The following is a 23,010-nucleotide window of genomic DNA, read 5'->3' on the forward strand; positions in this document are numbered from 1 at the left end:
GCGCTGGTGGCGTCCCCCTGCCCGCATTGCGCGGCAATGCGAGAGCGGGGGGAAGGCGCGAAGCGACTCAGGGGGTGTTTCTCTTCACACGCCCTGCAGGCAGATCAGCACCAACCCCACCAGCATCAACGCCATGCCGATCTTCTCGGGCCGCGTGAAGGACTCGCTGAACAGGCGGCGCGACACCAGGTAGCTGAACACCACCTCTACCATGCCCAGCGTGCGCACGGCGCCCGTGGTCTGCATGGCGTAGGCGGTGAACCACGCCAGCGACGCGGCCGCACCCATGCTGCCCGCCACCAGCGACATGCGCCACGCCGGCCACAGCGGCGCCAGGCCCCGCTCGGTCTTGAGCGCCACCCAGGCGCCCAGGCCCAGCGTCTGCAGCGTCTGCGCGATCAGCACGCCCCAGGCGCCCGACAGCCACGGCGTCTCGGCCCCCAGCGCCAGCGCCCCGCCGCGAAAACCCACCGAGGCGATCGCAAAGCTGGCGCCGCAGGCCAGGCCATAGAGGGCCGGGCGGCTCAGCCAGGCCGCAGGCGACAGCAGCTGTCCGCGCGGGGGCAGCGACAGCAGCAGCACGCCCAGCGTGGCCACCACCATCGCCAGCAGCGCGAGCGGCGTGGGCAGTTCGTGCAGGAACACGCTGGCGAACAGCGCCACCTGCAGCACCTCGGTCTTGGACAGGGTCACGGCAACGGCGAAGTTGCGCTCGGCCATGGCCAGCAGCAGGAAGGCCGTGCCCGCGATCTGGAAGAACGCGCCCAGCGCGATCCAGCCCAGGTAGGCGGCGCTGAAATGCGGCACGGCCGGCGGCTGCGCGGGCCAGGCGTACAGCAACGCCAGCCACACGCCGGCAAACGGCAGGCCGTAGAGAAAGCGCACCAGCGTGGCGGGCAGCGTGCCCAGCTCGGCGGTCAGGGAGCGCTGCGCGGTGTTGCGCACGGTCTGCGCCAGCGCGGCAAACAGCACCACGGGCACCCAGAGCCAGGGTGCAACGGCGGTCAGGGAGGAGGTCATGCGCCGCCGAGCATAGCCAGCGCCATCGCCGCGCAGCCCCTGCGATTGGCGAGGGGCGCCTCAGCCCATGGCGATGGCCATCCTGAATACCCGAAGCCAAATCGGCCGCCAGCGCTTATCTACCAAGCGCCAGCAGCTATTAAAACAATAGTGCGCGTCAGCTCTGCGGCGCGGTGGGATAGGTGCCGGGCACGAGGATGGAGCGGTCCACGTTCTGGATGTTGGTGTGGCCGCAGAAGGCCATGGTCACGTCCAGCTCCTTGTGGAGGATCTGCAGCGCCTTGGTCACGCCCGCCTCGCCGAATGCGCCCAGGCCATACACCATGGCGCGGCCGATCATGGTGCCGCGCGCGCCCAGCGCCCAGGCCTTGAGCACGTCCTGGCCGCTGCGGATGCCGCCGTCCATCCACACCTCGGTCTGCGTGCCCACGGCATCCACGATGGCTGGCAGCGCGTGGATGGCGGACGGCGCGCCGTCCAGCTGGCGCCCGCCGTGGTTGCTGACCACGATGGCGTCGGCGCCGTGCTGCACGGCCAGGCGCGCGTCCTCCTCGACCATGATGCCCTTGAGGATCAGCTTGCCGCCCCACTGCTCCTTCACCCAGGCCACGTCGGCCCAGGACAGGCGCGGGTCGAACTGCTCGTTGGTCCAGGCGGCCAGCGAACTCATGTCCGACACGCCCTTCACATGCCCCACCAGGTTGCGGAAGGTGCGCCGGCGCGTGCCGGCCATGCCCAGGCACCACTGGGGCTTGGTCATGAGGTTGAGGATGTTGGCCAGCGTGGGCTTCGGCGGCGCGGTCAGGCCGTTCTTGATGTCCTTGTGGCGCTGGCCGATCACCTGCAGGTCCAGCGTGAGTACCAGGGCACTGCACTTGGCGTCCTTGGCGCGCTGGATCATGCGGGCCATGGCATCGCGGTCGCGCATCATGTACAGCTGGAACCAGAACGGCGCGCTGGTGTTTTCGGCAATGTCCTCGATGGAGCAGATGCTCATCGTGGACAGCGTGAACGGAATGCCGAACTTCTCGGCCGCGCGCGCGGCGTGGATCTCGCCATCGGCATGCTGCATGCCTGTGAGGCCCACGGGCGCGATGCACACGGGCATCTTGGCCTGCTGCCCCACCAGCGTGGTGGCCGTGGTACGCCCTTCCATGTTCACCGCCACGCGCTGGCGCAGCTTGATGGGGTGGAAGTCGTCCTCGTTGGCGCGGTAGGTGCCCTCGGTCCAGGCGCCCGAGTCGGCGTAGTCATAGAACATGCGCGGCACGCGGCGTTCAGCGACCACGCGCAGGTCTTCGATGCAGGTGATTTTGGACAGGTCGGCCACGGCAAATCCCTCGGGCTGTGCGAGCGTGCCGCGCCTGGAGCGCCAGCGAATGGCCGGCGCCTTCCCAGTCCGGCAGGCTCTTGGTGAGTGCGTTGACGGAAAAGCGTGGATCGTAGTCCCAGCCCGGCGCCGCGTGCTTGAAGGATTTGAGCGCACTGTGAAAATTTTGCAGCGCGGGCGCGGGCGCCAGGCGCCGGGCTCGCACGTGCCGCTGCGTCAGCGCCGCGCGCGCACGCCCGCGCCGCGCACCTCGATCTGCACCTGGTCCAGTACCTTGCCCTGGGCGTCCACCAGCTCCACGCGGTGGCGGCCCGGCCAAGGCAGCCATGCCCACTGCGCGCCGCTGCCGGCCATCCGCCCGTCGATGCGCCAGCGCACCGCCGCGCGGCCCACACCGCCCGCCGTGAATTGCAGGCGCTGGTGCGCGGGCGGAATGTCCGGGTCCAGCGCCACCACGGTGCCCGACGCCGGCGCCAGGATGCGCGCCGCTACCGCCTCAGGACTTGCATCATTTGTGCCTGTAACGCCCGTCTCGCTTGCGCCACCAGCTTCACTTTCAATAGCAAATAACGCTTGCTGCGTGCCGCCCATGAACCACTCCTGCCGCGCACCCTCCAGCGGCTGGCCGCCGTCGCCCGGCCCGAAGCGCACCGCCTGCCGCACCAGGCCCTGTGGCGGGCGCGGCGCGCGGCTGGGCGTGCTGCGATGCAGCCAGCCCATGACCTCGGCCCAGATGGGCGCTGCGCCGCTGGTGCCGCTCACGTCATGCATGGCGGCGCCGCTGGCGTTGCCCACCCACACGCCCACGGTGTAGCGCTGCGACCAGCCCACGGCCCAGTTGTCGCGCATGTCCTTGCTGGTGCCGGTTTTCACCGCCGTCCAGAAGCGCGTGGCCAGCACGCTGTCGGTGCCAAAGGTGCGCACGCGCGCGTTGGCATCCGACAGGATGTCCCCCACGATGAAGGCCGCGCCGGCATCCAGCGCCGGCGTGAACGCCGGGCGCTGCGCAGGCGCATAGGCCACGGGGCTCAGGCGCCCGCCGTTGGCCAGCGCACGGTAGGCATTGGTCAGGTGCAGCAGCGGCACCTCGCTGCTGCCCAGCGCCAGGCTGTAGCCGTAATAGCCGCCCGATTCCGGCAGCGGCAGCCCCAGGCGCCGCAGTTGCTCGAAGAAGGCGTCGGGCGTCACCATCACCAGCGTGCGTACCGCCGGCACGTTCAGCGAGGCGGCCAGCGCGGTGCGCGCGGACACCCAGCCCTTGAACTGGCGGTCGTAGTTTTGCGGGATGTACAGCCCGCCGGCGGTGGCGATGTGCGCGGGCGAATCGTGCACCAGCGAGGCGGCCGTGAGCCGCCGCTCGGCAATCGCCTGCGCGTACAGGAAGGGCTTGAGCGTGGAGCCAGGCTGGCGCAGGGCCAGCACGCCATCCACCTCGGCCGCCTGGCTCAAGGGGCCGGACGAGCCCACCCAGGCCAGCACCTCGCCCGTGGCGTTGTCCAGCACCACCAGCGCGGCGTCTTCCACGTTGCGCCCGCGCAGCTCGCGCAGGTGGCGCGTGAGCGTGTCCACCGCCATGCGCTGCAGCGGCGCGCTGAGCGTGGAGCGCACGCGCTGCGCGGCAGTGCCATCCCGCGATGCACCATCTTGCGACACGCGCTCCTGCGTGCGCCCAGCCTGGCGCAGCAGCTGGCGCGCAAAGTGCGGCGCGATGCCCTCGCTGGCGTCGAACGCGCGGCGCTGCAGCGCGGCGGTGGTGAACAGGTCCAGCGCGTCGCAATCGGTACCCCGCGCGCCGCTGTGGCCCGCCCGTCGCATGTCGCGCAGCACGCCGCAGGCGCGCCGGGCCACCAATGCGGGCCGCGCATTGGGCGCGCGCACCAGGGCCGCGGCCACGGCGGCCTCTCGCTCATCCAGGCCGTGCGCGGCCTTGCCGAACAGCGTGCGCGCTAGCGCGTCGATGCCCACGATCTCCCCGCGAAACGGCACCAGGTTCAGGTACGCCTCCAGGATCTGGTCTTTGCGCCAGCGGCGGTCCAGCACCTGCGCGGCCACGGCCTGCCCCAGCTTCTGCGGCACGCTGCGCCCACCGGGGCCCTGGCGCAAGAAATCGGCATCCGGGCCGTCGAGCAGCCCCGCGAGCTGCATGGTCAGCGTGCTGGCGCCGCGCGTGCGCTGGTTCCACAGGTTGCCCCAGGCGGCGGCCGACACCGCGGCCCAGTCCACGCCGCTGTGTTCGTAAAAGCGCCGGTCCTCGCTCAGCACCAGCGCCTGGCGCAGCGCGGGCGACACATCGGCCACGCCCAGCCACTGGCCGCGGCGTACGGTGGCGTCGGTACGCAGGCGCTGCAGCACCTCGCCCTCGCGCGAGAGCACCAAGGTCTCGGACGAGCGGAAATCGGCGCGCACCTCATCGAACGTGGGCAGCGCCAGGCTGACGGTGCTGGCCAGCGCCAGACACGCCGCCGCGAGGGCGTGTCGCCACCTCACAGGCGCGTCACCGCGTGGCGCGCAGCGCGGCCGCATCGCACCAGCGCTGCGCCACCTGGGGCGAGGTGGTGCACACCGCGTCGTGCGTGGCGGTGGTCACGGCGCGCTCCAGCAACTGGATGTCGGCCTCGTGCTGGCGCGCCACATGCGGGTCCTCGAAGAAGATGGCGCGGTGGCAGCGCCGCTGCAACACCCAGTCGGCAATCTGCGCGTCGCCGCCCAGCGGGCCGCTGTTGAAGCGCTGCACCCAGGGCGTATCGGCGGGCCAGCCGCGCGCCCAGGCCAGCTCGTTCAGGCGCTGGCCCGTGGTGCCCGTGGCCACGCGCTGGCGAAAGCGCGAGAGCAGCTCGAAGTTGCGCGCCGCAAAGTCCAGCATGGCGGACTTCATCGCATCGTGCGCGATCAATGCCAGCGTCTGCGCGCCGTAGTCATGGAAGCGGTCGGCGTTGCGGTCGGCCGGCAGGCCGGCATGCATGCGCTCCATCTCCACCCAGTCGCGCGCGCTGGCCACCGTGGACAGGAACGGCTTGCCGTGGATCACGCACTGGCGCTTGAGCGCCAGCGCCTCCGGGAAGATGGACGACGGGTCCACCGGGTCGATGAGGTAGATGGCGCCGTCCAGCGTGCGGCCCGGCTCGGGCATGCCCACCACCTCGGCCACGAGCTTCATCAGCCCGCCCTCACGCCCATAGGGGTAGCGCACCAGCGGCCGGTAGCCCTGCAGCATGCCGGCGGCGGCGATCGCATCATGGGTGCGGCCCACGGTGTGCAGGCCCAGCCGCAGTTCGCGTATGCCCGCCTCGCAGGCGCGCAGGAAGGCGAACAGCGCACCGTCTTCGGTATGGTGGTGCAAACGGTTGGCGGCTAGACCCATCAGCATGTGCAAAGGCTTTCAGACGAAGAAGAGGGACAACTGCCGAGCATAGTCGCAGCCGCACACGCCACCGCTGCCGCGACCTTACCGGCCACGCCACCAGGCGAAGAGCAGCACAGCCAGCAGCACCCACAGCATGATGATGAGCGCCGCGGCCAGCCAGCTGCGCGGGCGCGCCAGCATGCGCGCGGCCAGCAGCACCGGCGGCGGCAGCAGGCGCAGCACCAGCGCCAGGCCCAGGGGCACGATGAGCAGGTCGTCCAGATAGCCCAGCACGGGAATGAAATCGGGCACCAGGTCGATGGGGCTCAGCGCATAGGCGGCCACGGCCAGCGCCAGCAGGCGCAGCGCCCATGGGGTACGCGGGTCGCGCGCAGCCAGGTAGACGACGAGCACGTCGCGCTTGAGCGCACGCGCCCATTGCTTGGCGGTTTGCAGCAGTCCCATGGCGTGTTCAGGCGGGGGGATTCATCCAAAGGGCTGCATCGTACGAACTGCCCCGCGCGGAAATGGCTTGATGTACATCAAAACCCCACTGGGATCGGGTGACGACAGTGGCTGCATTCCCCCTTCGACCCCCTCCCCTGCCCCATGGCCAAGAAGTTTCCGCTGAACCCCGCACATCCCGAGCGCACGTGCTGGGGCTGCGACCGCTACTGCGCCGCCGATGCCATGCAGTGCGGCAACGGATCGGAGCGCAGCCAGCATCCGGCGGAGCTGTTCGGCCCCGACTGGGCCGAGTGGGAGCCGCCTTCTGCCGGCGAGGCGCCTGCACAGCAGCAGCCCGCCGCATCACAGCCAGCCTGACCGCGCGGCCACTCATTGCAGCTCCAGCAGCACGGGCTGGTGGTCTGATGCCTGCGTCACGCCATCGACCCGCACCGCGCGCACCCGGCTCCTCAGCGAATCACTGACCCAGATGAAGTCGCAGGCCAGCGGCTGCGGCGCATAGGTCTGGTCGAACACGCAAAAAGTGGGCGGCTGCGGCGCGCCGGGGTGCAGCAGTCGCCATGCATCCCACAACGGGGGCTGGCCTGCCTGACCCGCGGTCGCGCCCTCCTCGTCCGCCAGCGCAGCGGCCAGCATGGCGTATTCAGGCTCGTGCGCCTGCAGGTTGAAGTCGCCGCACAGCACGGCATGGGGCGTGTGCGCCTTGGGCTGGAACGGCGAGCCGTCGGCCAGGCCCTGCGGCCGCTGCGCAGCCTGCGCGCAGGCCTGCAGGTGCAGCGCACGCAGCGCCAACGCCTGCGCCATGCGCTGGGGCTTGGAGTAGTACTCCAGGTGCGTGGTCATCACGCGCACCGGGCCCAATGCGGGGTCCTGCACGGTGAGCACGCTGCACAGGCGCGGCATGCTGCGCACGCCGGCATCGGGCGGGTATGGCAGCGGGTGGTGCTGCAGCTGCAGCACGGGCAGGCGCGTGGCGATCAGGTTGCCAAAGCGCTGGCGGCCCGCGGCGGTCCACTCATCCACCGCCGCGCCAAAGAACACCTGCCAGCCTGCGGGCAGCGCGGACTGCACCTGCGCCACCTGGTCGCCGGGCGAACCGGCCAAGCCGGGGTAGTTCACCGCGATCTCCTGCAGGCACAGCACATCCACGTCGCCCAGCGCCACTGCGTATTGCACGATGCGCGCGGGGTCCACGCGGCCGTCCAGGCCGCGGCACCACTGAGTGTTCCAGGTGACGAGCTGCATGGTTTACTCCTGAAAACAGAGCTGTTCGCGCTTGCTGCACGGGCGCTGGAGGCTGATTTGGTTTGAATTGCTACTTGATGCCCGCGCGCATGAAGCTTTGCACGAACTGGCGCTGAAAGAGTATGAACCCGATGAGCAGCGGCGCGGTGGACATCAGCGTGGCCGCGGTGATGAGCGACCATTCCACGCCCTGCTCCACCGACGAGAACACCTGCAGCCCCACGGTGAGCGGGCGGGATTCCACGCTGTTGGTGATGATGAGCGGCCACAGAAAGTTGTTCCAGTGAAAGCTCACCGACACCAGCGCAAAGGCGGTGTACACCGGCCGCGCCAGCGGCACGTATACGCGCCACAGGATCTGCAGGGCGCTGGCACCCTCCACGCGCGCGGCTTCATCCAGCTCCTTGGGAATGCCCATGAAGGTCTGGCGCAGCAGGAAGATGGCAAACGCCGAGGCGAAGTACGGCAGCCCGATGGCCACCAGCGAATCCACCAGGCCCAGGCGGCCCATGGTCTTGTAGTTCTCGACCAGCAGGATGTCGGGCATGACCATGAGCTGCACCAGCACCAGCGCGAAGGCCACGTTCTGGCCGCGAAAGCGATAGCGCGCGAAGGCATAGGCCGCCAGCGTGGACAGCACCAGCTGCGCGGCCAGGATCATCGCCACCAGCACGGTGGTGTTGAGGAAGTAGCGCGCGAAGGGCGCGGCCTCCCAGGCGCGGCGGAAGTTCTCCAGCGTCCAGGGCGCCAGCAGATCGAAGCGCGTGGCGTACTCCGCGGGGTGAAAGGCCGTCCACACCGCATAGGCCAGCGGCAGCAGCCACAGCAGGGCCAGCGTCCAGGCGGCCAGGGTGTCCAGCAGGGTGACCTGGTACAGCGTATTGGTTCTCATGGCGCGTCGCGCCCTCCTAAGGGATGAAACCGGCACCACCTAAGCCAGGGCCGCCGTGCAAGGGCCGCCCCACCGCACGGGCAGCGTCCTCCTTCCCACGCGCAGCGTGAGAGAAGGCGTGAGAGAAGGGGGTAGTGGCGCAGCCGCTCCGGGGGTTGTTTCACTGGTAATGCACCCGTTTGTCGAACACGAAGAACTGCACCAGCGCCACGCCGGCCAGCGCCACCACCAGCACCACCGTGAGCGCCGCGGCATAGCCCGTGTCCCAAAACTTGAAGCCCACCTCGTACAGGTGGTACAGCAGCAGCGTGGAAGCGTTGTCCGGCCCGCCGCGCGTGAGGATGAAGAGATGGTCCACCAGACGGAAGGCGTTGATCACGGCATTGACCAGCACGAACAGCGTGGTTGGCATGAGCAGCGGCCACTGCACGCGGCGAAAGAAGTACCAGCGCGACGCGCCCTCGATGGCCGCGGCCTCCTTCAGGCTGGGGTTCAGCGTCTGCAGCGCGGCCAGGTAGAAGATCATGAAGAAGCCCGCCTCCTTCCACACCGCCACCACCGTGACGCAGGCCAGCGCCGTGGCCGGGTCGCCGAGCCAGTTGCGCGACGGCAGCCCGAGCAGGCTGGTGATCTGCTCCAGCAGCCCGTACTGCGGCGTGTAGAAGAACAGCCAGATGTTGGCCACGGCGATCATCGGCAGCACGGTGGGTGTGAAGTACGCCATGCGCACCCACGTGCGTCCCGCCATGCGTTCATTCACCCACAGCGCCATGATCAGCGCCAGGCCGATGGACAGCGGAATGGTCGCGCCAGCGAACCACAGGTTATTGCGCACGGCCTGCCAGAACACGGGGTCGTGCACCATGGCCGCATAGTTCTCCAGCCCCACCCACACCCCCGCACGGCCGCCGCGGGGCGTGGAATGGAAGCTGTCGATCAGCGTGGCCAGCGTGGGCCAGTGCGTGAAGGCCACCAACAGGACCAGGGCCGGAAGCAGCAGCAGCCAGGCGTGCACGGCACGCTGGCTGCTGCCCGCATCCGGCGTGCTGCGCATCACCGGCATGGGAGGCTCGCCCTTACTTGTAGCTGCGCAGGATGCGGTCGGCCTCGCGCTGTGCGTCCTTCATCGCTTGCGCCGAGGTCTTGGTGCCGTTCAGCGCGGCCTGGATGGCGTCGTTGAGCACCTTGGTCACACGCTGGTTGTCGTGCGTGGAGAACTCGGCCACCGATACCGGCAGTTGGTCGCGCGCCACCAGCGCGGGCGGGAAGTCCTGGCCGTACTTCTTGAGGGCAGGCGTGTCATAGGCGGCCTGCGACACGGCCACGTAGCCGCTGTCCATGCTCCACTGCGCAGCGCGCTCGGGCTGGGTGATCCACTTGGCGAACTCGAACGCGGCCTGCTGCTGCTCTTGTGGCGCCTTCTTGAAGATGTAGAAGTTGCCGCCGCCCGTGGGCGAGCCCTTGCGCAGGTTGCCGGCAATCTGGGCCACGCCGAAGTCGAACTTGGCGTTGTTCTTCACGTTGGTCAGGTTGCCCGTGGTCGTGATGATGATCGCGGCCTTTTTCTCGAAGAAGTCCTTGGGCGTCGTGCCCCACTCCACCACGCCCTTGGGGTGCACGCCTTCCTTGGTCAGGTTGACCCAGAAGTCCAGCGCCTCGATGACCTTGGGGTGGTCGAAGGTGACCTGGGTGCCGGCCCCGTTGGCCAGCAGCACGTCGTTGGGCGTGGTCAGCGTCTGCAGCATCCAGTAGGCAAAGCCGGTGGACGGGATCTGGATGCCGTACTGCGTCACGTTGCCGCTGGCGTCCTTCTTGGTGAGCTTGTGCGCCGCTTCCTTCAGTTCCTTCCAGTTCTGGGGCGCCTTGTGGGGGTCCAAGCCGGCTTCCTTGAAGGCCTCCTTGTTGTAGTACATGACCACCGTGGAGCGCTGGAACGGCACGCCCCAGGTCTTGCCGCCCGTCTGGCTGTTGGCCATGAAGGCCGGGTAGAAGCCCTTGATCCAGGCACGGTCGGCGTCGGTCTTCACGAAGTCGTCGATGGGGGCGATGGCGTCCTCGTCGATCAGCGTGAACATGTCGGTGGACAGCAGCACCGAAGTGGCCGGCGCCTTGCCGGACTTGTGCGCGGTGAGCGCCTTGACGATGGTCTCCTGGTACGTGCCGGCATAGATGGGCACCACCCTGTACTGCGGATGCGCCTTGTTGAAATCGGCCGCGTAGCCGTCGATCACCTTGGTGATGGGGCCGCCCACGGCCACGGGGTAGTAGAACGGCACCTCCACCGGGGCCTGCGCATGGGCAGTAACGGCACACAGCGCCATGGCCGCGAGGGCGGGCGCAGCCAAGGTCTTCAAAAACATCTTGCGTTGCATTGCGAAAGCTCCTGAGGTCTGGAAAGAGTGGGGAGAGGAAACGAAAGGCAGCGCCGTGCACGCGCATGCGGCGCAGGCTGTGTAAGAAGTGGCTCAAGCCGCCAGGCGCTGGCCCTGGGCGTCAAAGAAATGCTGGTCGTGCCCGCACCACCGCAGGCGCACACCCTGGCCGTTGGCTGCGGGGGCGTGCTGCCCCGGCGCGCGCACGGTGATGAATTCGGTGCCGATAGCGCAGCGCAGCACGGCATCCGCGCCCAGGTATTCCTGGCTGTGCACGGAGGCGGCCACGCCGCTCGACCCACCGCTGCCATCGTCCAGGGCCACGGCCTCGGGACGCAGGCCGAGCCAGTGCGCCTGCGTGCGACCCACGGCGATATCGGTGCCCGCGATGCGGCCCTGTTCCAGGCGCACCAGGTTCATGGCGGGCGTGCCGATGAAGCGCGCGGCAAAGGTGGAAGCGGGCGCGGCGTACACATCGCGCGGCGGCGCGCACTGCTCCACACGCCCCTGGTGCAGCAGCACCACCTGGTCAGCCATGCTCATGGCCTCGGCCTGGTCGTGCGTCACGTACACCACGGTGAGGCCCAGGCGCTGCTGCAGCTCGCGCAGCTCGGTGCGCATCTCCTGGCGCAATTGCGCATCCAGGTTGGACAGCGGCTCGTCCATCAGGCACACGCGGGCCTGGGCCACCAGGGCGCGGCCCAGCGCCACGCGCTGCTGCTGCCCGCCGGACAACTGTGCGGGTCGGCGCTCCAGCAGCGGGGCCAGGCCGAGCAGCTCGGCGGCTTGCGCCACGCGCTGCGCGGCCTCGGCCTTGGGCACCTTGCGCACCGCCAGTCCAAAGCCGATGTTCTGCGCCACGCTCAGGTGCGGAAACAGCGCATAGTTCTGAAACACCATCGCGATGCCGCGCCGCGCCGGCGGCAGCTGCGTGACGTCCTGCCCGTCGATGCGCACGCTGCCCGACGTGGGTGACTCCAGCCCGGCGATGATGCGCAGCGTGGTCGATTTGCCGCAGCCCGAGGGTCCCAGCAGCACGCAGAAAGAACCGGGCTCAATGCGCAGGTTCATGGACTGCAATGCCGTGGTGCTCCCCCAGGACTTGGCAACCGCATCAAGTTCGATCAGTGACATCGCGGCAGTGTAGGGACCGCTTGTGACGCTGGCGTTACGCACCCGCACGCCGCGGCGGGCCACCCGCCCACCCGCCACGGCCCGTCGATCGGTCCGTGGCGGTACCACACCAAAACTGCCGCTAACGCCCGTCCATCAAGCGCCAGCAGCTATGCATTGAATAGTCAAGGGCGCTGCACCACGTTCACCCGCGCATTCGGTGCCTCGCCGAACATCTCGGGCGCGTACAGTGCCTCGACGCGGCTGGGCGGCAGCGCAAAGTCGCCCGCATTGTTCAGGCGCACGGTGTACTGCATCGTCACCGTGCCCTTGGGCAGGTACTCGTAGTAGCTGCGGAAGGACTCGAAGCCGCGTTCCTCGAACGCGGGCCAGCCCCGGCCCTCGCGCTTTTCGCCCTGCGTGGCGATCTCGGAGTCGCGCCCCAGGCCGCTGCCCAGGATGGTCGCCCCTGCGGGGATGGGATCGGTGATCGCCACCCAGGTCATGTCGGCCGTACCGGTCACCTCCAGCGTCACGCGCAGCACGTCGCCGCGCGAGTAGCTGCCCGCGGGCAGTGCCTTGTCGGCCTGCTCAACCGGCGTGACCGTGCGCTTGAGGGTGTAGCCCGCGCTGAACGGCTGCTGGCGCGGCACGGCCGCCACCGACTGCAGCGTGAGCCACGGCTTGCCCGGCCCCTGGTGCGTGACCACGAGCGGCTGCGCCGCGCCAGCGCCCGTGCCCCACGGCAGGAACATGCCGTTGTTCTTGAGCATGCCGGGCGCCGCTGGCGCGCCGAACCAGCGGGTCTGGTGCGCGGCGCCCGTGGCGTCGCTGGCCTTGGCCGGCTCCACCTTGGCCCAGTCCACGCTGGCGCTGTGGCCGCCGAGCGTGGCGCGGGTGGTGCCGGCCACCGGCGTGGACTCGAAACGGGCGCTGAACTTCTCCAGCGCCAGCCCGCCCCACAGGTTGGCCGTGGTGGTGTGCCATGCGCCGCCCTGCTGGCGCGCGATGAAGCCGCTGGCCAGGCGCCCCATGTCGTCCTTCCACGCGGGGTCGTCCAGCACGGCCAGCATGAGGCGCGCGGTGTTCACGTCGCCGTTCTGCATCAGCCACCACCAGTAGTCCTGCTGCTCGGTGCTGAACAGCAGCTTGGTGCCCTGGTAGGACAGGCGGCCCTTGAGGATCTGCATCGCCTCGGCCAGGCGCTGCTCGCGCTGCGGCACACCCTGCACCCGCTTGAGTACGTTGACCCAGTCGATCACCGCATGCGTGGGCCACTGGTTGGGCGCGATGGTGATGCTCTCCAACAGCCGCGCCGGGGCATGGCCCGTGCGCGACAGCGCCTCGATGGCCGCCAGCTTGCGCAGGTCCAGATCCTTGCGCGGGCTCCAGAAGTCGCGCTGGATGCGCCCTTCCACGAAGGCCGTCAGCCCGCGCTCCATGGCCTCGCGCACTTCGACAGGCAGCGTGAACTCGGGGTACAGCGCGGCCGCTTCGTGCGTGGCGGCCAGCAGGTAGGCGGTGAGCGTGTCGCTGCCCCGGTTCGCGCTGCCTTCGCTCGGCGGGAAGTAATAGGCCAGGCCGTCGCCGTCCAGGTAGGTGGGCATCTGCGCGGCCACGCTGCGCCACAGTGCGGCATCGCGCAGGCCGATGGCCTTGCTGGCCTTTTGCTCCAGGCAGGCGAACGGGTAGTTGGCCCACCAGTCGCGCACGCCGGGCAGGCCCTCGGCCAGCCGGGGCTGCAGCGCCAGCTTGAGGCCGCCGCGCCCCTGCAGCGCACCGGCGGGCGGCGCCGCCTCGGTCTGGAAGCTGCCGTCCAGCTGCACCAGCGTGGCCTGCTGCACGGCCAGCGGCACGGCCGGCACCAGCCGCTGGGTCACCTTGAGCGCATCGCGCGCGCCGCTCACCGTATCGCGCGCCTCGATCTCCCACAGCAGCGCCTGGGCACGCGTCTGGGCCAGCTGCGCGGGCGCGGTGACGGACCACGCCACCTCGCGCGACTCGCCTGCGGGGATCTCCACGGTCTGCTGGTCCAGCTGCAGCAGCGTGGCACGCGGCGTGACCTCGACCTTCATCGCCGCCTTGGTGGTGTTGCGCAGCGTGAGCTGCGCGCGGAACTGGTCTTCCTCGCGCACCAGCGGCGGCAGGCCGCTGATGATCTGCAGGTCCTGCGTGGCGCGGATCTGCGTGGCACCGGTGCCGAACAGGCCCGTTCCCGCATCCGCCACCGCTACCACCTTGAAGGTGGTGAGCGCGTCGTTAAGCGGCACGGTCACCTGCGCCCGGCCGTTCGCGTCCAGCTGAATGGCGGGCCGCCACAGCAGCAGCGTGTCCAGCAGCTCGCGCGTGGCCGTGTGGCCGCCGCCGCCGCCCGCAGGCACGGCCTTCTTGCCGTAGTGGCGCCGGCCGATGATCTCCATCTGCGCGGTGGAAGTCTCCACACCCCACGCCCGGCGCTGCAGCATGGCCTCCAGCAGGTTCCAGCTGGTGTTGGGCATCAGCTCCAGCAGCGCCTGGTCCACGGCGGCCAGCGCCACCTCGGCGCCGGCAGCGGGCTTGCCGTCCGGCAGCGTGGCGGTGATGGTGACCTGCGCCTTGCCGCGCACCGGGTAGCTGTCCTTGTCGGCCTTGACCTGCACCGCGATCTGGTGCGCGGCATGGCCCACACGCAGCTCGGCCACGCCCAGCCGGTAGGCGGGCTTGGACAGGTCCACCATGGCCGTGGGGGCGACGTACTCGCGGCCCTCGTACCAGAAGGCGTTCCACCATTCGCGCGGCGCCTTGAAGCCCCAGGTGAAGAAGCTGTACCAGGGCACCTCGCGCAGGCGCCCGCGCAGCGCCAGCACGCTCACGTAGACGTTGGGGCTCCAGTCCTGCCCGATCTGTACCTGCACCGTGGGGTCCTGGCCATTGAGCTGCACCACGCGCGTGTCGATGATGCCCTCGCGTTCCACGCTGACCAGCGCCGTGGCATGGCGAAACGGCATGCGCACCTGCAGCCGCGCCGTCTCGCCGGGCTGGTAGCTCTTTTTCTCGGGCAGCACGTCGATGCGGTCATGGTCCTCGCCGCCAAACCACAGCTCGCCGCGCCGCGTGACCCAGACGGAGGACGCGGCCTGGGCCTCGTTGCCGTCCTTGTCGCGCGCGGTGACCACCAGCTCCACCTCGCCGGGCTCGTCCAGCTTGGCGTCGCACAGCAGCAGGCCGCGGCTGTCGCTTTTGCCGGTGCACACGGTGCCCAGGTCCTTGGTCTCGGTCTTGTTGTCGTAGCTGTAAAAGCCTCCCACCATGCGCTTGCGGCTGGTGGTGGTGACATGCGCGATGGCCTGCACGGCCAGGGGCACACCGGCCTGGGGCTGGCCCTGCAGCGACAGCGCCAGCGCCTGGAAGCGCACGCGGCTCGCAGCCGATGCCCAGCCCTCGGTCTTCACGCCCGCCACCACGGCGGCCGGCCACAGCGTGTGCGTGCTGCGCACCGTCTGCACCTCGCCATTGGGGTCGGCATAGGTGGCCTCCAGCACCAGGTCCTGCGCCTGGCGGGCCGGGGGCAGTTCTTCGATGGTCACGCGACCCGCGCCGCTCTTGTCCAGCGTGAGCGCCAGCTTGTCGGCCACCACGCGCGTGTCCTGCCGCGCCGCGGGCTCCTCGTCGTCATCGTCCGCCTGCGCGCCGCGCTTGCGGGGCGGCTGGAAGCTGAAGGCGTCGAAGTCGCCGAACTGCAGGAACTTGCCGCGCACCATGGCCGACACCCGCACTGGCAACTGGCCGGCAGGGCCGCCAGACACGTAGCCCACCCGCACGTCGGCCGGCACCGAGCGCACGCGCACCAGCGGCTTGCTGTCCGCGGGCGCGATACGCCCTTCCAGCACCGGCAGGCGGAACTCCTCCACGCGGAAGCTCCCGGACTCGAACGAGCGCTCGCCCCCATTGACGTCAGTGCCGCGCAGTTCCACCTGGTACAGGCCCAGCTTGGCCGCCGGCGGCACCGCGAACTCGCTGGTGGCCGACAGACCGCCCGTGCCCGTCTTGCGCCACTGCAACGGCTGGGTGAACTGCTGGCCGCTGCCGACGTGGGTGATCGCCAGTTCCGACGGCCGCTCCTGCGGCAGCGCAAAGCCCTGACGGTTCTGCAGGCGCAGCACGTGCTTCATGGACACGGTCTCGCCCGCGCGCAGCAGCGTGCGGTCGAAGATGGTGTGGGCCACGGTATCCGGGCGCGGGTCGCTGCTGGTGGGCAGGTTGAAACGCCAGGGCTCGATGCCGCGCTGCCAGTCGCTCCAGGCAAAGGCCAGATCCTCCACCCCGTCCGCGCCGCGGTGGCGCGCGCTCACGAAGTAGGCCTGCGAGCCATCGCCGTAGTCGTCGTAGCCGTCTGCGTCGCCGCAGCGCGGCGGCTCGGGCGACAGTCCGTCAAAGCGCGCAATACCCTGCGCATCGGTCTGCGCCTGGGCCAGCAGGCGGCCCCGGCAATCGGACACGCGCACGCTCGCGCCCTGCACGGGCTGCCCCTTGTCCAGCGTGGTCACCCAGGCCAGCGCGTTCTCGCGGCCCAGCTTGAAATGCACGCCCAGGTTGGTCACCAGCGCCGCCGTGCGCACATACATGGTGCGGCCGGCGCCGTGGCGCTCGTCCAGCAACGCGCCGCCCAGCGCCTGCGACGCCACCTCCACCACATGGAAACCCGGCGCCAGCGGTATGCCCACGACCTCGAACGGCCGCGGGTCCGCTGCCGCGGCGCGGGGCAGCTCCAGCGCCTTGGCGCCGCTCTGGCCGGCCAGCAGCGACAGCATGCGGGTCTGCACGTACTCCTTGTTCTCCTGCCCCTGCAGCGGCTGGGGCAGTGTGCTCACGCCGTCCCGGCGGGCCTGCCCACGCTCCACCAGCGCGCCGTGGTAGCGGCGCACCTTGCGCATCCAGGCGACGATCTCCGCATCGCCGCCGGGCTGCAGCGTGCGCACCCGGCCTGCCGGCGCCTCGGGGGTGGACGCGGGTTGCAGGCCCTGCACGCGCAGCGCGGGTTCCACCTTGCGCAGCGTCACGGGCAGCAGCGCGGGCGGGTGGTCCTCGGCCGGGCCTTCGGCAAAGCGCTCGACGATGCCAAAAGGCGCCGCCGCAAACTTGGCCAGCGGCGGCATGCCGCCCGTGGCCACCTTGAGCGGGAAACTCGCCGCATTGCGCGGCGCGCGCCCCGCGGCATCGCGAAAGTCCGCCGGCAGCTCCACCGTGAAGGACGTGCTCTCGGCCAGCGGCACGCCGAAGCGCACGGCGTTCACCAGCGTGTCGCCCGGCTGCGCGGCCGTGCCCTCCCCTTCGCCCTCAAAACGCGGCAGCAGCGTCTCGTAGCTGGACTTCAGACGTATGCCCGCCGCCACCTTGCGCGACACGGGTGCGTTGAACGACAGCACCATGGGGCGGATCGGCAGGCACGCGGCCTGGGCGTTCTCGCGCTCACACTGGAACTCCACGGCAAAGGGCTCGCGCACCTGGAAGGCAAAGCGCTTTTCCACCGTGTTCGCCACGCCGCTGGGCGTGGCCACGCCCTTGCCGAAGACGAGCTGCATGCGCGTGCCCGAGGTCAGGCGGCGGTTGCATGCCAACGTGGCGTATTGCAGCGGCGCCTGCGCGGCGCGCTTGTCCAGCCCGAGGGCCTTGAGGATGTCGCCGCGCTGCGCACCTTCGACCAGGCGCACAGGCACGCGCTCGCCCACGCCGTCCAGCGCGCACCAGGCATGGCTGCGCAGGCTGTCCTGCGTGGCCGCGCCGTTCAGTTGCAGCACGAACACCTGCTCCTCGTCGATGGACTGGTAGGTGCCGGGCAGGATGCGCTGGACAAACGGGCCGCCACTATTGAATTGATAGCTTTTCGCGCCCGACAGCTCTGCGCCAGAGGCCGATTTGAACCCCGACCTGGCGGTGGCCGTGCAGCGCACGCCCGGCGGCAGGTCGCGCGCGAAGTCGAACACCCATTCGCGCTCGCCCGTCCAGCGGCCCGTGCCCTTGGCCGCATCGGCGTCGCTGCACTGCACCGTGAAGGGAGCCGGCGCCTGTGGGTCGCCAAAGCGCACGGCGGCCGCGTCAAACCGCGCCACCACCTGGCGCACCTGCGCCACCTCGCCCTGGGGCGAAAAGCTGCTCACCTGCAGCGCCTGCGCGCCGCCCGCCAGCAGTGCGCCACCCGCGGCAACCCACCGTATCCATGTATTCAAGAGATCCCCCCTGCAGTGCTTTGGCCGAGCGTATCAAAGCGCTCCATGCGCCACGCGGCTGTTGCATGCGCTTACAGGCTGGGCAGACACCGTCCCGCGCGGTGGCGCATGACGACGCGCAAAGGGGCGCAAGTCCTACCCAGGCGCCGCAAAACCGCGCGAAACATGGCGGCTCGCCGCAGCGCGGCACCGTGCAACACCCACCGCCATTTCGCCCAAGGAGCGTCCATGCCACGAACCCCCGCCACCAAGCAACCCCTACCCGCCCGCCAGGCCGCGGCCCATGCGGACAGCTACCGCGGCCATGCCGGAGAACTGCAGCAGCAGGCTGCCGGCCAGCACCCGGTGCTGACCACCCAGCAGGGCATTGCCGTGCCCGACAACCAGAACACCCTGCGCCCCTCGCCGCACGGGCCGGCGCTGCTGGAAGACTTCATCCTGCGCGAGAAGATCACCCACTTCGACCACGAGCGCATTCCCGAGCGCGTGGTGCACGCGCGCGGCTCCGCGGCGCACGGTTTCTTCGAGCTCACCCACTCCCTCGCGGACTACACCACGGCACGGGTACTGACCGAAGTCGGCACGCGCACGCCCGTGTTCACGCGCTTTTCCACGGTGGCCGGTGGCGCCGGATCGGTGGACACGCCGCGCGACGTGCGGGGCTTTGCCGTGAAGTTCTACACGCCCGAGGGCAACTGGGACCTGGTGGGCAACAACATCCCGGTGTTCTTCATCCAGGACGCGATGAAGTTCCCCGACCTCGTGCACGCCGTGAAGATGGAGCCCGACCGCGCCTTCCCGCAGGCCGCCAGCGCGCACGACACGTTCTGGGACTTCATCTCGCTCATGCCCGAATCCATGCACATGGTGATGTGGATCATGAGCGACCGCACCATTCCGCGCAGCCTGCGCATGATCGAGGGCTTTGGCGTGCACAGCTTCCGGCTGGTGAATGCCGCGGGCGAAAGCACCTTCGTCAAGTTCCACTGGCGGCCCAAGCTGGGCATCCAGTCCACCGTGTGGGACGAGGCGATGAAGCTGCAGGCGGCGGACAACGACTTCCACCGCCGCGACCTGTTCGAGGCCATCGAGGCGGGCGACTACCCCGAGTGGGAGCTGTCCGTGCAGCTGTTCACCGAGGAAGAGGCCGGCTCGTTCCCCTTCGACCACCTGGACGCGACCAAGCTCATCCCCGAAGAGCTGGTGCCGCTGCGGCCCATCGGGCGCATGGTGCTCAACCGCTGGCCCGACAACTTCTTCGCCGAGACCGAGCAGGTCGCCTTCTGCCCGGCCAACCTGCCACCGGGCATCGACTTCAGCAACGACCCGCTGCTACAGGGGCGCCTGTTCAGCTACCTGGACACGCAACTGCTGCGCCTGGGCGGCCCCAACTTCGTGCAGATCCCCATCAACGCGCCCAAGTGCCCCTTCGCCCACAACCAGCGCGACGGCCACATGCAGATGCTCGTGCCGCAGGGCCGCGTGAACTACGAGCCCAGCAGCCTGCAGGCCGACTCGCCCCGCGCATCGCAGGCGGCGGGTTTTCGGCACGTGGCGCAGACCGACGAAGGCAGCGGCAAGGGGCGCATCCGCCCCGAGAGCTTTGCCGACCACTACAGCCAGGCGCGCATGTTCTACCGCAGCCAGAGCCCGCTGGAGCAGGCGCACCTGGCGTCGGCGCTGGTGTTCGAGCTGTCCAAGGTACAGACGCTGCATGTGCGCGAAGGCGTGGTGGGCCATCTGCTGCACATCGATACGGAGTTGGCCCAGCGCGTGGCCGATGGCCTGGCGCTGCCGCAGCTGCCGCCCGCCCCCCCGCTGGCCGTGCCGGTGCAGGACCTGCCGCCCTCGCCCGCCCTGCGCATCATCGACCGCATGAAGCCCACGCTGCAGGGCCGCTGCGTGGGCATTCTGGTGGCCGACGGCTCCAACGGCACCACCGTGGCCAACCTGCGCAAGGCGCTGGAGAAGGCGGGCGCGCAGGTGAAGATCGTCGCGCCCAAGGTGGGTGGCGCGCTGCTCAAGGACGGCACGCAGTTGCCTGCCGACGGGCAGCTGGCAGGCACGCCCTCGGCGGTGTTCGACGCGGTGGCCTCGGTGCTGTCGCCGGAGATGGGCGCGCAGCTGGCGCGCGAGGCCGTGGCGGTGGATTGGTTCCGCGACGCCTTCGGCCACCTCAAGGCCATCGCTGCCTGCAAGGGCACGCAGGCCATCCTGCAGGCCGGCGGCATCGAACCCGACGCGGGCGTGGTGGACCCGGCCGACGCACAGGGCTTCATCGCCGCCGCGCAGACGCGCCAGTGGGCGCGCGAGCCGCAGGTGCGCACGCTGGCGTGAACGCGGGCCTGCGCTGGCCTGCGGGGCGGGGGCCGGGGTGCGCCCCTACCGCGCCCTACCACGCGGCTACTGCACGCCTACTGCGCCGTGAAGCCGCTGTTGCGGATGATGCGCGCCCAGGCTGCGGTGTAGGCTTTCTGGCGCGCGGCCAGTTGCCCGGGCGCCATGTGGCCCACGGTGAGACCCAGGGTGGTGAGTTGCTCATGCACCGCGGGCTGCGCCAGCACCTGCGCCAGTGCGGCGGAGAACTGCGCGATGAAAGCGCCGGGCGTGCCGGCCGGCGCGTAGATGCCGTAGTACGGCAGGTCCTCGAAGCCCTTGAGGCCCAGTTCGTCGAACGTGGGCACATCGGGCAGCGCGGCCTGGCGCTGCGTGCCCAGCACGCCCACCACGCGCAGCTTGCCAGCGCGGTGGTGCTCGATGAAGTCCTGCACCGATCCCACGCCCGCCGCGATCTGGTTGCCCAGCATGTCGCCGATCATGGGCGCGCTGCCGCGGTAGGGCGCGGCCACCAGGTCCAGCCGGTACTTGCGGCCCAGCAGCTTGACCAGAAACTCCGGCGTGGATGCCGGCGCCGGCACGCCCACCGCGCCCTGGCCGCCCCGCGCGGCCTGGAGCCACTGCACATACTCGTTGAACGAACGCGCGGGCGTGCCGCCCGAAACGGCGAACGCGTTCACGAAGGTGGCAAAGCCCGCCACGGGCACGAAGTCGCTCACCGGGTCGAAGCCGGGGTTCTTCACCACCAGCGGCAGTATGGAGAGGGTGTGGTCGTGCGTGAGGAACAGCGTGGTCCCGTCGGCCGGCGCGGCCTTGAGCACCTGCGCCGCGATCTGCCCGCCCGCGCCGGGTCGGTTGTCCACCACCACGGGGACGCCCAGCACGTCCTTGAGCTTGTCGGCCAGCAGGCGGGCGATGGCATCCGAGCCGCCTCCGGGCGGAAAGCCCACCAGGATGCGCACCGGCTTGGTGCCGTCGGCCCAGGCGGGCAACGCCGGCAGCACGCTGGCGGCAAGGGCGCGGGCCAGCAGGTGGCGGCGGTGCAGGTTCATGGTGGCTCTCCTGGGGCGGCAGGGCGATACAAATTCAGGAGCTGTTCGCGCTTGCCAGTAAAGCGTTTCAGCATCAAAAGATACTGAAAACCGCCTACATCAAGCGCTGCCAGCTCCTATTTTTGACGGGCAATCAGGCGGACAGCCGCGCACGGTGGCGCGCCAGCTGCGTGCGCACCTGCGCGGGCGCGGTGCCGCCCAGGGTGTTGCGCGCGTTCAGCGAGCCCTGCAGGCTCAGGGCATCGAACACGTCCTTCTCGATCGCCGGGTGAAAGCCCTGCAGCACGGCCAGCGGCAGCTCCGACAGGTCCACGCTGTGCGACACGGCGGCCTTCACCGCGTGGGCCACGGTCTCGTGCGCGTCGCGGAACGGCAGGCCCTTCTTGACGAGGTAGTCGGCCAGGTCGGTCGCCGTGGCGTAGCCCTTGAGCGCCGCGGCGCGCATGGCCTCGGCGTTCACGGTGATGCCCCCGTCCTTGCAGCCGGTGGCGGGGTTCATCTGGCCGCCGATCATCTCGGCGAAGATGCGCAGCGTGTCCTTGAGCGTGTCCACTGTGTCGAACAGCGGCTCCTTGTCTTCCTGGTTGTCCTTGTTGTAGGCCAGGGGCTGGCCCTTCATCAGCGTGATCAGGCCCATCAGGTGGCCCACCACGCGGCCGGTCTTGCCGCGCGCCAGCTCCGGCACGTCGGGGTTCTTCTTCTGCGGCATGATCGACGAGCCGGTGGTGAAGCGGTCGGCGATCTTGATGAAGCCGAAGTTCTGGCTCATCCAGATGATGAGTTCTTCGGACAGGCGGCTCACGTGCACCATGCACAGGCTGGCGGCGGCCGTGAACTCGATGGCGAAGTCGCGGTCGCTCACGCCGTCCAGGCTGTTCTGGCACACGCCCTCCATGCCCAGCGTCTTGGCCACGCGCTCGCGGTCCAGCGGGTAGGTGGTGCCGGCCAGCGCGGCGGAGCCCAGCGGCAGCACGTTCACCCGGCGGCGCACGTCGCGCATGCGCTCGGCATCGCGTGCAAACATCTCCACGTAAGCCAGCAGGTGGTGCGCAAAGCTCACGGGCTGCGCCACCTGCAGGTGGGTGAAGCCGGGCAGGATCACCTCGACGTTCTGCTCGGCCACCTCGACCAGCGACAGCTGCAGCTCGCTCAGCAGGCCCTCGATCAGGTCGATCTCGCCGCGCAGCCACAGGCGCACGTCGGTGGCCACCTGGTCGTTGCGGCTGCGGCCGGTGTGCAGGCGCTTGCCGGCGTCGCCCACCAGCTGGGTCAGGCGCGCCTCGATGTTCAGGTGCACGTCTTCCAGGTCCAGCTTCCACTCGAACGCGCCGGACGCGATCTCCTGCGTGATCTGGGCCATGCCCTTCTGAATGTCGGCGTGGTCCTGCGCGCTGATGATGCCTTGCGCGGCCAGCATCTCGGCATGGGCCAGGCTGCCCGCGATGTCGGCCTGCCACAGGCGCTTGTCGAAGAACACGCTCGACGTATAGCGCTTGACCAGATCGCTCATGGGCTCGGAGAACAAGGCCGACCAGGCCTGGGCCTTGGTGGCGAGCTGGTCGTGGGACGGTTGCGAGGCGGAAGAAGAGGACATGGGGGCAATAATCCGGGGGTTTCGACACCCGGAACGCC

15 protein-coding genes are annotated in these 23,010 nt (G+C 69.8%); 2 read left to right on the forward strand and 13 right to left on the reverse strand.

Annotated elements, in window-relative coordinates; translation table 11 throughout:
* Nucleotides 1-84: 84 nt before the first annotated feature.
* From DTPSY_RS13280 to DTPSY_RS13300, 5 genes are all read right to left on the reverse strand, one after another.
* Entirely contained in the window at nt 85-1,020 is a 936-nt protein-coding gene (locus tag DTPSY_RS13280) for a DMT family transporter (RefSeq protein WP_011806416.1), read from the reverse strand.
* A 157-nt stretch (nt 1,021-1,177) separates the two neighbouring features.
* Nucleotides 1,178-2,350, reverse strand: a complete 1,173-nt coding sequence (locus DTPSY_RS13285; protein WP_015913992.1) for an alpha-hydroxy acid oxidase — start codon at nt 2,348-2,350, stop codon at nt 1,178-1,180.
* Between the two features lie 216 nt (nt 2,351-2,566).
* Nucleotides 2,567-4,873 (reverse strand): penicillin-binding protein 1C, encoded by a 2,307-nt coding sequence (pbpC, locus tag DTPSY_RS13290; RefSeq protein ID WP_015913993.1) that lies wholly within the window; start codon nt 4,871-4,873, stop codon nt 2,567-2,569.
* Nucleotides 4,845-5,717, reverse strand: a complete 873-nt coding sequence (locus DTPSY_RS13295; protein WP_015913994.1) for a methylglyoxal synthase — start codon at nt 5,715-5,717, stop codon at nt 4,845-4,847. Before DTPSY_RS13295 ends, pbpC begins: the two co-directional genes overlap by 29 nt.
* Nucleotides 5,718-5,795: 78 nt before the next feature.
* The gene (locus DTPSY_RS13300; protein WP_015913995.1) at nt 5,796-6,158 is read right to left on the reverse strand and encodes a YkvA family protein; all 363 of its coding nucleotides are present in this window, start codon (nt 6,156-6,158) and stop codon (nt 5,796-5,798) included.
* 144 nt (nt 6,159-6,302) lie between these two features.
* On the opposite strand from DTPSY_RS13300, the gene DTPSY_RS13305 reads away from it, so the two are divergent.
* On the forward strand, nt 6,303-6,518 hold the full coding sequence (locus tag DTPSY_RS13305; protein WP_011806421.1) for a DUF3079 domain-containing protein: 216 nt from the start codon (nt 6,303-6,305) through the stop codon (nt 6,516-6,518).
* Nucleotides 6,519-6,530: 12 nt separating this feature from the next.
* Here the strand turns inward: DTPSY_RS13305 and DTPSY_RS13310 are convergent, their stop codons facing one another.
* The 6 genes from DTPSY_RS13310 to DTPSY_RS13335 form a co-directional block, all read right to left on the reverse strand.
* On the reverse strand, nt 6,531-7,406 hold the full coding sequence (locus tag DTPSY_RS13310) for an endonuclease/exonuclease/phosphatase family protein (RefSeq protein ID WP_015913996.1): 876 nt from the start codon (nt 7,404-7,406) through the stop codon (nt 6,531-6,533).
* 70 nt (nt 7,407-7,476) lie between these two features.
* Complete coding sequence (locus tag DTPSY_RS13315) at nt 7,477-8,298, reverse strand: carbohydrate ABC transporter permease (protein ID WP_011806423.1); 822 nt, start codon at nt 8,296-8,298, stop codon at nt 7,477-7,479.
* Between the two features lie 160 nt (nt 8,299-8,458).
* Nucleotides 8,459-9,361 carry a carbohydrate ABC transporter permease gene (locus DTPSY_RS13320; RefSeq protein WP_015913997.1) on the reverse strand — a complete coding sequence of 301 codons (903 nt, stop codon included), beginning with the start codon at nt 9,359-9,361 and terminating at the stop codon, nt 8,459-8,461.
* Nucleotides 9,362-9,374: 13 nt separating this feature from the next.
* Complete coding sequence (locus tag DTPSY_RS13325) at nt 9,375-10,670, reverse strand: ABC transporter substrate-binding protein (protein ID WP_015913998.1); 1,296 nt, start codon at nt 10,668-10,670, stop codon at nt 9,375-9,377.
* 93 nt (nt 10,671-10,763) lie between these two features.
* A complete protein-coding gene (locus DTPSY_RS13330; RefSeq protein ID WP_015913999.1) occupies nt 10,764-11,804 on the reverse strand; it encodes an ABC transporter ATP-binding protein in 1,041 nt (346 codons plus the stop codon).
* Between the two features lie 164 nt (nt 11,805-11,968).
* Nucleotides 11,969-17,989, reverse strand: a complete 6,021-nt coding sequence (locus tag DTPSY_RS13335; protein ID WP_015914000.1) for an alpha-2-macroglobulin family protein — start codon at nt 17,987-17,989, stop codon at nt 11,969-11,971.
* Between the two features lie 228 nt (nt 17,990-18,217).
* Here DTPSY_RS13335 and DTPSY_RS13340 point away from each other — a divergent pair, with 228 nt between their 5' ends.
* Nucleotides 18,218-20,326, forward strand: coding sequence for a catalase (locus DTPSY_RS13340; RefSeq protein ID WP_015914001.1), 2,109 nt, complete (start codon nt 18,218-18,220; stop codon nt 20,324-20,326).
* Between the two features lie 77 nt (nt 20,327-20,403).
* Here DTPSY_RS13340 and DTPSY_RS13345 read toward each other — a convergent pair whose 3' ends face one another.
* Both DTPSY_RS13345 and argH read right to left on the reverse strand, forming a co-directional pair.
* Nucleotides 20,404-21,378, reverse strand: a complete 975-nt coding sequence (locus DTPSY_RS13345) for a Bug family tripartite tricarboxylate transporter substrate binding protein (RefSeq protein WP_015914002.1) — start codon at nt 21,376-21,378, stop codon at nt 20,404-20,406.
* 133 nt (nt 21,379-21,511) lie between these two features.
* Nucleotides 21,512-22,972 carry an argininosuccinate lyase gene (argH, locus tag DTPSY_RS13350; RefSeq protein WP_011806431.1) on the reverse strand — a complete coding sequence of 487 codons (1,461 nt, stop codon included), beginning with the start codon at nt 22,970-22,972 and terminating at the stop codon, nt 21,512-21,514.
* Between the last annotated feature and the right edge of the window lie 38 nt (nt 22,973-23,010).

Origin of the sequence: [Acidovorax] ebreus TPSY (genome assembly GCF_000022305.1) — a bacterium.
Lineage (GTDB): Bacteria > Pseudomonadota > Gammaproteobacteria > Burkholderiales > Burkholderiaceae_C > Diaphorobacter > Diaphorobacter nitroreducens.